Consider the following 11,726-nt stretch of genomic DNA (forward strand, 5'->3'; position numbering starts at 1 on the left):
TAGCATTAATAAGTGATATCTCCCATCGCCTTTTCCAGGTCAATTTTGCTTGACAGCAGCTGGAAAAGCGAGTTAGTGTAATTGATTTCGGCTGTGATCAGGTTTGATTCCGCGGTGATCACGTTAAGATAGGCTACAATGCCCTGTTTGTATTGCAGGTTTACTACAAAGTAAACACGCTTAGCCATAGCCACGTTTTTACGCTGTACGTTAAAGCTAAACAGGTTGCTTTTGTAACCCGCCAATCCGGTAGTATATTCCTTGAATAATTGCGATTTAAGGTCGACCTCATCCCAATGAATCAACTGCTCCTGTAACTGCGATTTGTGTACATTATGCACCCTTGCAAAACCTGTAAATATGGGAATGCTAAGCGATACACCAACAATGGAGCTGGGGTACGATTTTGACAACAGGTTTGAAAAATTGTTGTTAGCGTATTGCAAACTGTAGTTGAAAAAACCGGATATGGTTGGCAAATAAGCATACTTGTAATAATTGGTAAGCTGCTGCTGCAAATCCTTGCGGGTTTCCACCTGGCGAAATTCGATCCGTTTTTCATATTGTAGCTGGCGGGTGGTATCAATCTGGATATCGGCCATCATTTGGGCGGTATCAATGCTTACATTAAAATCCTTTTCGGGTTCGTATCCCATTAACTGCTTTAAAGCCGCGTATTGCGGGATGATATTTTCATTAGCCTGTTTTAACTGGGCTACCGAATTATTGAGGGTGATAGTGGCCTGCAGGTAATCGGTTTCATCTACAATCCCTCCTTTATACTGGTGATAGGTATCGCGTAGGTTTTTACCAAGCCGTGCGGTATCTTCCTTTAAAACATTGATCTGCTGTAAGGTGAGCAGCACATTATAAAACGACTTGCTCACTGCCGAAACCAGGTATATTTTGGTGCTATCGGTAACCTGTTGTGCCTGTTTTACTAATAAGGGCGCGCTTTTTGCCGCGTACAAAAGGCTCGGGCTTAAAATGGCCTGCGATACCGCCAGCTCCGGGATAAAGGTATTAGTGTAGCTGCTGCGAACTGTACTGGTAGAGCCGTTGCCGGTTGTTGTACCCGTGTTTGTAGAGATATTTGCATTTGATTGCTGTATATAATGCACTACGTTACCGGTGGCGTTCACCTGCGGTAGCCAGGCAGCCAGGTTGATACTATTGGTAGTGTGAGCAATATCCACATTGATGAGGGCTTTGTTCAAGCCAGGCTGATGTATCAAAGCGTAATCAATACATTGTTTGAGGGTTAAATACTCCCCGCCGTTTTTACCGGCATCGGTAGCGTTAGGCATTATCGGAAAACCGACCGTACTGGTATCGGGCACATTTTCAGGTACAGGAAATTGCTTCTTCTTATTATTTTGCGCGGCAGCGGTTAATGATAAAGAAAGTAAGCCTGCAAATAAAAACGGCCTTAAGCCATAAATATTTATTGGTATGCGCGTCATGGCAAAACAGGTTGATGTTATAATGGATGACCTTTGATAGTCATTCTGATTAAATTTTCAAGAAGGAAACAGGGTTTGAGCGCCTCAAAGCTTCAATGCCGGTTAAGGCAACGAGTTTGACGCTATATTTACTGATGCCAGATGCGGGTAAGCATATGATCAGCAAATTAAAAAGATAATTAAATTCAGATCCTGAGCGTTCGCAGGTTGAGATAAGAAGAGGACGTATGGAAATACGGAGCGGCCAAAGTGCCGTTTGCCCTTTTAGCGATAATCAAAGCAGTGCCGCCAATAAGCAGAAATGCGAAAAACAGGATCAGAACCTTTGTAGGAGCTGTTAAATCTTTCCTGCTTTCAAAGGAATGGAAGCTTCTTTGAAACGGAACCCTTGGTAAGTTGCTATTGGTATTCTTGTGAAGAAAATCTATAGATGACGATGGATGCAAATTAAAAGCATCATTTTGTCGTGGCAGATAGGCAATATGGACCAAACCAATAACCTGGTATATCACTAAAAGCGATAGTACTATATATTGTTGTATGATTTGTTTATGCTTCTTCACAGTGTGATTTAACTAATGCAAAAATAAGTCATCGGGCTAAAATGTTTTGTAATGATTTGGATACATTGTTTTTAAAGCAATATCCGCAAATTTTCCTGGCTGGCTTAAATCAAATCGCAAATAGCTAAGCTACATAAGCGGTTACCCAGTTAAAAACTCAATTGACTCTATAGCTTTTTAAATTATTCCGCAGCGACCCCGCCCCCTTTGCCTCCGTGATATTGTACCGTCATTGTGCTACCGTGTGTACACATCTCTTGAAATCTTATCACTAAACAAAAACGTTGTCATTTCGAACGAACCTGAGGGGAGTTGTGCGCCGGAGGTGAGGAGAAATCTTGTACGACAGGCCACGTTCGCTTGTCGCTTGTATAAGATTTCTCTTTCGCACCCCGCGCATATCCCCTTCGCTCTATCGAAATGACATTTTTCTTTTTTTAGAAAGATAGGGGTACACGGTAGGTCATTGTGTGCGGGGGCTGCTTGAACTGCCTTTCCTTAACGCTTCGGGATAGCGCATCTGCTGCTATACTAAAAAAAACAAAAAACATTTGGAGGTATCAAAAAACTGCTTACCTTTATTAAAGAATAGAACAGAACAGAATAACCAATTATTCAAAACCAAACCAATTGTTATGAAAAAAAAAGTACCACCTAAAAAACTGGGCATGTATTTAGTATGCCTTATTTTGTTGCTTTGTTATCAGCAAAGTTTTTCCCAACAAAAAAGAAGCATCTCGGGCCATGTAACCGACGAACATGGCCAGGCGCTGCCCGGAGTAAGTATTTTGCTCGACGGAACTTCTGAAGGTACAAGTACCGATCAGAATGGATTTTACAAGATCAACGTTCCTGAAACCAATGGAAAGCTTTCCTTTTCCTTTATTGGCTATTTGAAAAAAACAGTAGCGGTTACCAAAGACTGGAATGGCGACGTAACCATGGCGCCGGACAAGACATCCGGAAACCTTGGCGAAGTAGTGGTGATTGGCTACGGCACCCGAAAAAAAGCGAACCTTACCGGCGCCGTAAGTACTATTAAAGGAACCGAATTGGAGAAATCGCCGGTTGCTAACGTATCCAATACGCTTGCAGGCGCAGTACCGGGGCTAATTGTTAACACCCGCAGCGGCGAACCAGGCGCTGATGATGCCAGCATCCTGGTGAGGGGAAAAGGTACACTGGGTAACACCAGTCCGCTGGTTGTGATTGATGGAATTCCCGATCGTGGCTTTAACCGGCTCGATCCGGCAGATATCGAATCTTTCACCGTTTTAAAGGATGCTACCGGATCTATTTATGGTGCCAGGGCTGCAAACGGTGTTATATTAATTACCACCAAAAGAGGTACAGCCGGTAAAACCACCTTATCATTTACCTCCAACTTTTCTATGACGCAGCCAACGCGTGTACCCAAAATGTTAAACTCATGGGAGTTTGCGCAATCGGCAAATGAATATGACGACCTGGTTGGTCAGCAGCATGAGTATACTGCCGATGATATTCAAAAATATAAAGATGGCACCGACCCGCTTGGCCATCCCAATACCGATTGGTGGAAGGCGGTGATGCGAAACTGGGCTACACAAACCAATAACACGCTTACTTTAAGAGGCGGATCGGATAAGGTGAAATATTACATATCCGGTCAGCACCTGTTTCAGAACAGTATGTATAACAGTGGCACAGATTATTACAAAAATGACAACGGCCGTGCAAATATTGATATTACCGCTACCGATAATTTCAAGATTGGCGTAGATGTCATGTATCGCGACGAATACAAAAATGGTGAAGCGCCGGGTTATGATGCCAATGCCATATTCAGCCAGTTGTGGAATGCATATCCTTACCTTACCCCAGTGTATCCAAACGGTAAAGTTGGCGTAGGCATTGGCGGCGGGCCGGCTACCAGTATGGTATACATCCTGAACGGCGACCTTGGCTACACCCACAACAATTATGATTTTTTGCAAACCAAAACATCATTTAGCTGGGCATTGCCAAAGGTTACACCGGGCCTGCACCTCGACGGCTATTTTGCGTACGATGTAAATTCAAACCAGTATAAAGGCTTTAACGCGCTGCCACCACCAGCCTATAGCTATAATAAAACTACAGGTAATTATGATGAGTTTACCTCTACCGTTCCGCCTAACTTAAGCATTACCAATAACCAAACGGTAAACAGGCTGGTTAACGTTAAACTTGGTTACGAGCATAAATTTCAGAAACATGGTATCGAAGCATTTGTAGCCTACGAGCAACAGCAACAAACCTATACAGAGTTGGATGCCTACCGCACAGGCTTTCTGAGTAATAATGTAACCGAATTATTTGCCGGCAGCACTGTTGGCGAAACCAATAATTCTATAACCACGCAGTTTGCACGCCAAAACTTCATCAGCAGGTTATCTTATAATTATGATGATAAGTACCTGTTGGATTATAATATGCGTTACGATGGCTCGCCTAATTTCCCGGCAGGTAAACGCTTTGGCTTCTTTCCGTCGTTATCTGCCGCATGGCGCATCTCGCAGGAAAGTTTCTTTCACTCATCTGTAATTGACGATCTGAAACTAAGGGGATCATGGGGAAAAACCGGTAATGATGCAGTTAATGCCTTCCAGTACATACAAACCTACGGGCTTCAGGCCGGTCAAATATCACAATACCTGGGGGCGGGTTATTATTACGGGCCAAATGCTACCCAGGTTCCGGGCTTCTCTTTAGGCCCAACACCAAATACAAATATCACCTGGGAAGTGGCCACAACCACGAACATTGGCCTTGATGCGCAATTATTTCACGCGCTTTCCATCAGCGTAGATGTATTTAAGTCGTCAAGGAACAACATACTGGTTGCGCCAGGCTCAGCCGTACCAGATTATACCGGTTTAACTTTACCCGATGTAAACCTGGGCAAGGTTAACAACAAAGGCATGGAGCTTGACCTTGGTTATAATAAAAAACTGGGCGAAGATCTTTCTTTTAATGTTAACGGCAACATGACCTATGCGGTTAATAAAGTGATATACGGAGCCGAACCGGCAAACGTGCCGGCTTACCAACGTGTAACAGGTTATCCTATTGATTCATGGTTACTTTACCAGGCCGATGGCATCTTTCAAAATACTGCCGAGTTAAATGCTTCTCCCCATCCAACAGGTACAGGCGTTGGCGATATCAGGTATAAAGATATAAATGGCGACGGTGTGATCAATGACCTTGATAAAGTAAGGACCACCCTTTCAAACACGCCACAGATCCTTTACGGCTTAACCCTTGGCGGCCGTTACAAAAACTTCGACTTTACGATATTTTTCCAGGGACAGGCCAAATCCAAAGCAATTTTGATGCCCAGTGGACTAAATATGGCCGAGGAGTTTTTCACAGGGCGCTGGCAAAAAGAAGGGGATGATACCTACCCCCGCACTTTCAACGGTCCAACAAGCCGCACTTTTGGCTCAAACGCTTATCCCTCAACTTTCTGGCTTCGTAATGACGCTTTTCTGCGCCTGAAAAACGTGGAGCTTGGCTATAGCTTTTCTAAAGATTTGCTGGCCCGGATAAAAGTGAAATCAGCCAGGGTATTCATCAGCGGGAATAACCTGTTCTCCATCGACAGCTTTGGTCCTTCCTTCGACCCTGAAAGTGCAACCGGAACTGTGAATAACGGCAGGATCTATCCGCAGCAACGGATCATCAATCTTGGCGTAAATGTTACATTTTAAATGATTTGTGTGATGAAAAAAATATATACAATCTTTAGTTTGACACTCTTATTTTTTACGGGGATATCCTGTAAAAAAGTGCTCGACCTACAGCCAACCAGCTCTTTCTCAACCAATACGGTTTGGACAGACCCCGCGCTTATCCAGGTATTTGTTAACCAGATCTATAAAGAATCCGTATTTGCATTTAAAGATGGTGGATTTGGATGGGGTTCGCAAACAGATGAATTATACAGTAATTTTAACTGGTGCAATGAAAACACCTATATTATGGGTCAGGCTACCCCTGATAACCAGGGCAGCTCGTTCCCTTTAAACTACAGTTCAACACTTAATTATTGGACAACCCTGTACAGTACCATTCAAAAAACAAACCAGTTTTTTCAAAATGTGGTACAGGCAGATACCGTAGGCCATGGCGCGCAACTCAACAACATGAAGGGCGAAGTTCATTTTTTAAGAGCGCTATGTTATTTTGAATTGTTGAAGCGTTTTGGCGGCGTACCGTTGATCACCAAAGTTTACACCGTTAATGATAACACCTTTAACGAATCGAGGGCTACCTGGGACCAGACAAGGGATTTTATCCTGACCGATATTGCCGCTGCCGCTGCCATACTTCCAAAAACCTATAGCAGTGCTGACTATGGCAAAGCAACCCTGGGCGCCGCGCTCGCGCTCAAATCGCGCCTGTTGTTATATGCTGCAAGCCCTACCTACAACACCTCAAATGACGCCAGCCGGTGGCAGGCAGCTTCCGACGCTGCAAAAGCGGTTATTGATCTTGGCCTATATTCGTTGCATGGTAATTCAACAACTTATAACACAATTTTTACCGACTTTTTTAACAGCGAAGTGATCTTCTCGAGGGTGTTTAGCGCTACCGTACAGGAAGACCGGTACAACACGCTTTACCGCGATCTTAGTCCGAACGGTTATAATGGCTATAGCGCATATAATGTACTGGAGCAAATGGTTGAAGACTTTGATATGGCCGACGGAACGCCCTTTAGCTGGGCTACTAACGGAGCCAATCCGTACCAGAACCGGGATCCCCGTTTTTATGCCGATATCCTGTTTAACGGTTCTCCTTTCCAGGGCCGCGGCGCGCAGTTTTATGAAGGAGGGCTCGATTCAAAAGAGAGTTCTTTATCGCCATGGAATGCATCAAAAACCGGTTACACCATAAGGAAAATGGTTGATGAAAGCTATAATTTTAATATTCAGCCCTACAGCGCCTGTCAATGGGTATCCTTCCGTTTGGGAGAAATTTATTTAAATTATGCAGAAGCACAAGCAGCACTTGGCAACAGCGGGCAGGCATTACTTTACCTGAATAAGATAAGGGACAGAGCCGGTATGCCGGCAATAACAGCAACAGGAACCGCTTTAACCGATGCCATCAGGCATGAAAGGCGGATAGAACTGTGCTTTGAAGGCCACCGTTATTTTGACATTCGCCGTTGGGGCATAGCCGAGATTGGTTCAAAAGATGGCTTGGGTATTACCATTACGCCAACATCATCTGCCAATACCTCTTTTACCTACAAGGTAGTTACCATGCAAAAAAGAACCTGGGTGCCCAGCTTTTACTATTATCCTATTCCCCGCAAGGAGATACAGATCAATCCTAACCTGAAACAAAACCCTAATTACAACTAAAACAAATGATGTGTAAAAAAAGGCAGCAAAGCAGCTGCCTTTTTTTTTCTTACTTTGCCTAAAACTACGCGTATCCAATGGATAGAATTTTTGAAGAAATAAGAAAGCTGGCAGAAATACCATCTTATTCAAAGCATGACCGGTTTGTACAGGGGATTATCAATTCCATCGACGAAAAGATAATTGGTCAGGACGAGATGCTGCCATCTGTAAACCGGCTGATTAAAGAGCTTGGTTTTTCAAGGGAAACCATTGTAAAAGGCTACAAAGACTTAATTAGCCGCGGAATTGTAGAGGCCAAAAACCGTTTGGGTTATTTTGTAGGTAATGGCAATACCGGGCAAACTTTAAACGTGGCGTTACTGATGTATAACCTGGATACTTTTGAAGAACAGTTTTACCGCAATTTCAGGCATGAACTTGGCGATAACGTTCAGTTAACCCCTTACTTTCACCACGGTAATATCGAGATATTTGAAACTATCCTACTGCAAATAAAAGGTAAATATGGCATGTATGTGGTAGCCCCAATTCCGCATCCCAAAACAAAGGAATTACTGGAAACCATCCCACGTAATAAATTCCTGATGTTTGACCGCTTTGAACAATTAGATGGGGAGTTTAACCATATTACCCAGGAGTTTGGCGATGCATCTTATGCTGTTTTTGCAAAACTGGCACCCCAAATAAAACAGTTTGATGAATTTATATTTTATCATTCTGCAAATTCATTAGATCCGAAAGAGATTGTACAATCCTTTAAAAAGTTTCTGAAGGATTTCGATATCAAAGGCCGGATAGAAGAAGAATATACTGCCGGTTCGGTTGAAAAAGGGAAGGTATACTTTACACTGGACAACTTTGCCTTATGGCAGATTATACGCGATTGCAAAACCAAAAAACTCAAGCCTGGTAAAGATCTGGGGGTACTATCTCATAATGACGAACCCGCTAAAGAGATCATCGGGGTCACTACGTTTTCTGCTGATTTCTCAAACATGGGAAAAATGGCCGGTCAGGCTGTTTTATCAAAAGAAAAAATACAATTAACCGTTCCTATGATCCTATTTGACAGGCATACACTTTAGGCATTCGCTATGAATACCACCATGATCATCGGCTTTCTTTTCTTTACCGGGATAGTGGCGTTTACATTGTGGTACAAAAGTGGTAAAACCAAGGTCAAAACATTAAACGGGTTGTTTTTTGCCAACAGGAGCCTTGGTTTTTTATTAGTTGGCGGTGGCTTATTGTTTACCAATATCAATACAGCCTCTATCATTGGCGAAAACGAGCTAACCTACACCAATAATATGACCGTTATGGCCTGGGGCGTAACTTCGGTATTAGCCATGTTGCTGGTATCTGAGTTTATCATGCCACTGTATATCAAAATGGGGATAGCAACCACACCCGATTTTTTGACCGCGAGGTATGGCGGCGGTGTTGGCAAATTAGTTTCGGTTATATTTTTGGTAAGCTACGTGTTTAACCTCCTGCCGTCTGTACTTTACGCGGGGGCAGTAGCCTTTAATGGCTTATTTCATTTTTCAGATGTCTGGAAAATGGAGTACTGGGCAGTTATCCTGATCCTGGTTTGGATAATGGGTACAATCGGCTGTCTTTTTTCGATGTTAGGCGGGCTCAAAGCAATTACCACGCTCGATATTCTGCTTGGCATCGGTTTTTTTACCGGCGGAATCCTGCTGCCCTTCTTTGGGTTAAAATATATAGGGCATGGCAATATCAGCGCAGGTTTGCACCAGGTACTTACGGTACATAAAGCACATTTAAACAGCATAGGCTCATCAGCTGATGCCATCCCCTTTGGTACCTTGTTTACTGGTATGTTACTGGTTAATCTTTATTACTGGGGTACCGAGCAATATATTATTCAACAGGTGCTTGCGTCAAAAGACCTGAAAACCTCGCAACAAGGTTTGGCTGTAGCCTCTTTAGGCAAACTGATCTCTCCTTTACTTTTAAATATACCCGGCATTATAGCGGTGCATATTTTTTCAAAAATGCACAATACCGCCGAGGTATTCCCGAGGTTAGATAGCCTGGTATCCCCTCCTTTTATAGCTGGCTTTATTGCCGCGGTGATATTTGTTGCCGCCCTTACTACTTTTAATGCAGGCCTTAACAGTTCAAGCACATTGTTCATGCTCAACATATATAAGCCCTGGTTACAAAAACGTTCAAAGCAGGTTCCCGAAAAAAAACTGTTAAGAACAGCCAAACAATTTGAAATCGCGGTTTGCCTGGCTGCCATGTTTATCGCCCCGCTTATCCTGTTTGTTAAAAATGGCTTTTATACTTATGTGCAAATAGTTAATGGTTTTTTTAATGTACCCATATTTACCATTATGTTTATGGGCTTTGTTACCACAAAAGTTCCGGCAGTAGCGGCTAAAACAGGTTTGATCTTTTTTATTGTATGCTATGCCCTTTCCCAATTAGTTTTTGATACACACATTCATTTTTTACATATCCTGGCCATTTTATTTGTGCTTACCTGTGGTATGATGCTGGTTATTGGTAAATTATATCCTATGCCTGTGCCGTACGCGCTAAAGCTTAATAATATAGTGGATATAAAGCCATGGAAAAACCGCCATTATTATACCGCGATATTACTTATATTGATGGTGGTATTGTTTGTTCTTTTCTCGCCGTTTATTCTTTCAAAATAATTTTGGCACTATTAAAATATTTAATAATTTTATAGAATAGAACAGAATAGAACTTTTCCAAACAGGCTGAGTTCAGCTACATGGTCAAATATTGATTATGTAATTAAATATACCAATTCATTTAACCTATAATTATAACTTATACAACATGGTTTTGCTTAAATACAAAGCGGCTTTGCTCTTATTTCTTTTCATAGGCTACAAAACTATCGCCCAGGAAAAGGGGATTATTTTTAACTCATCTGATAAAGAACTTGTAGAGTCGTTTAACTGGGCTAAGGAAACAGCGCTGCATTATAAAGGTGCGGATACCGATCCGGTAGGTCCCTGGTATGAATCGGCGCTTCCACCCCGGTCTGCATTTTGCATGCGCGATGTATCCCACCAATGTATAGGAGCCGAAATATTAGGCTTAAGCCGTCAGAATACCAACATGTTTAACCTGTTTGCAGAAAATATTTCCCAATCAAAAAACTGGTGTACCTATTGGGAAATCAACAAATGGGCGAAACCGGCCCCCGACGATTATAGAAACGACCAGGAATTTTGGTATAACCTGCCCGCCAATTTTGACATTTTATATGCAAGTTGGCGGATGTACCTATGGACAGGGGACCGCCATTATATTGATGCGCCCGCTTTTGTCAATTTTCAGCAAAAAACAGTGAAAGAATATATAGACGCCTGGGTACTTGCCCCCGATTCTATGTTGAAAAGGCCCGCCCATCCCAATGCGCCGGTGCCCTATAATGAAAACGATTCTTTTCACCGCTGCCGTGGGTTACCTTCTTATTCGGAAGGCGTGCCGAATTTAAAAACCGGCGCCGACCTGGTTGCCGCGCTATACAGGGGAATGCACACCTATTCGGAAATTATGGCGACAAAAGGAAAGTTTAAAGAAGCGGCACTTTATGAGCAAAAAGCACAACAGTACAGAAAACACCTGGAGGCTGATTGGTGGAATGAAAAAAGCAACCAGTACTATACCTATTACAGTAACAATAACCAGTTTGGCATGCAAGAAGGAGAAACCTTCCTCCTTTGGTTTGATGCGTTGAAAGATACCGTAAGGGCAAATAAAACAATTAAACGCGTCGCGGCTTCCAGGTGGAATGTTGAAAACATGTCTTACTATCCTTTCCTGCTTTACAAATTTGGCAATTGGGAAAAAGCAAGGGAATACATTCTATTCCTATCCAACCCATCTACAGCAAGGCGCGAATACCCCGAAGTATCCTACGGTATAATTGAAGGTGTTGTACAGGGCCTAATGGGCATTACCCCTGATGCACGGACTAAAACCCTGAGTACCATTTACAAAACCAGCAATGCGGACAATGCGGCTGTTACTAACTTATCCCTTTTGAATACCAGCATCAACCTGGCGCATTTAAACAGGCAGCAATCAATAATTACTAATACCGGGAAAACATCATTTAAATGGAAGGCGATGTTTTATGGTTCATTTCAACGGGCTAACATTAATGGAAAAGCTGTTACCTTAAAAAAAGGAACGGATGACCAAAACAGGATGATATCTTTTGTGGAAGCTAATGTAGCTCCCGGTCAAAAAGTTAACATCAAAATGTATTAACCTCATTGCAATTT

General features: G+C 42.7%; 7 protein-coding genes. 5 read left to right on the forward strand and 2 right to left on the reverse strand.

Going from position 1 to position 11,726, the window contains the following annotated elements; all coding sequences use genetic code 11:
• Positions 1-5: 5 nt before the first annotated feature.
• Entirely contained in the window at positions 6-1,463 is a 1,458-nt protein-coding gene (locus FHS10_RS02160) for a TolC family protein (protein ID WP_259087222.1), read from the reverse strand.
• A 185-nt stretch (positions 1,464-1,648) separates the two neighbouring features.
• Positions 1,649-2,026 carry a hypothetical protein gene (locus tag FHS10_RS02165; RefSeq protein ID WP_259087224.1) on the reverse strand — a complete coding sequence of 126 codons (378 nt, stop codon included), beginning with the start codon at positions 2,024-2,026 and terminating at the stop codon, positions 1,649-1,651.
• A 635-nt stretch (positions 2,027-2,661) separates the two neighbouring features.
• Here FHS10_RS02165 and FHS10_RS02170 point away from each other — a divergent pair.
• The 5 genes from FHS10_RS02170 (at position 2,662) to FHS10_RS02190 (ending at position 11,712) form a co-directional block, all read left to right on the forward strand.
• Positions 2,662-5,760: a SusC/RagA family TonB-linked outer membrane protein gene (locus tag FHS10_RS02170; RefSeq protein WP_259087225.1), complete on the forward strand. Its 3,099-nt coding sequence runs from the start codon at positions 2,662-2,664 to the stop codon at positions 5,758-5,760.
• A 12-nt stretch (positions 5,761-5,772) separates the two neighbouring features.
• Positions 5,773-7,422, forward strand: a complete 1,650-nt coding sequence (locus tag FHS10_RS02175) for a RagB/SusD family nutrient uptake outer membrane protein (RefSeq protein WP_259087227.1) — start codon at positions 5,773-5,775, stop codon at positions 7,420-7,422.
• Between the two features lie 77 nt (positions 7,423-7,499).
• Positions 7,500-8,510, forward strand: a complete 1,011-nt coding sequence (locus FHS10_RS02180) for a winged helix-turn-helix domain-containing protein (protein WP_259087228.1) — start codon at positions 7,500-7,502, stop codon at positions 8,508-8,510.
• A 9-nt stretch (positions 8,511-8,519) separates the two neighbouring features.
• Entirely contained in the window at positions 8,520-10,118 is a 1,599-nt protein-coding gene (locus FHS10_RS02185) for a solute:sodium symporter family transporter (protein ID WP_259087234.1), read from the forward strand.
• Positions 10,119-10,266: 148 nt separating this feature from the next.
• The gene (locus FHS10_RS02190; RefSeq protein WP_259087240.1) at positions 10,267-11,712 is read left to right on the forward strand and encodes a trehalase family glycosidase; all 1,446 of its coding nucleotides are present in this window, start codon (positions 10,267-10,269) and stop codon (positions 11,710-11,712) included.
• The last annotated feature ends 14 nt before the right edge of the window (positions 11,713-11,726 follow it).

It is taken from the genome of Mucilaginibacter dorajii (assembly GCF_024808255.1).
Lineage (GTDB): Bacteria > Bacteroidota > Bacteroidia > Sphingobacteriales > Sphingobacteriaceae > Mucilaginibacter > Mucilaginibacter dorajii.

What these genes read in the sequence shown, in the direction of transcription:
- FHS10_RS02190 (WP_259087240.1), top strand. Translation starts at nt 10,267, where the DNA reads ATGGTTTTGCTTAAATACAAAGCGGCTTTGCTCTTATTTCTTTTCATA.
- FHS10_RS02185 (WP_259087234.1), top strand. Translation starts at nt 8,520, where the DNA reads ATGAATACCACCATGATCATCGGCTTTCTTTTCTTTACCGGGATAGTG.
- FHS10_RS02170 (WP_259087225.1), top strand. Translation starts at nt 2,662, where the DNA reads ATGAAAAAAAAAGTACCACCTAAAAAACTGGGCATGTATTTAGTATGC.
- FHS10_RS02160 (WP_259087222.1), bottom strand. Translation starts at nt 1,463, where the DNA reads ATGACGCGCATACCAATAAATATTTATGGCTTAAGGCCGTTTTTATTT.
- FHS10_RS02180 (WP_259087228.1), top strand. Translation starts at nt 7,500, where the DNA reads ATGGATAGAATTTTTGAAGAAATAAGAAAGCTGGCAGAAATACCATCT.
- FHS10_RS02175 (WP_259087227.1), top strand. Translation starts at nt 5,773, where the DNA reads ATGAAAAAAATATATACAATCTTTAGTTTGACACTCTTATTTTTTACG.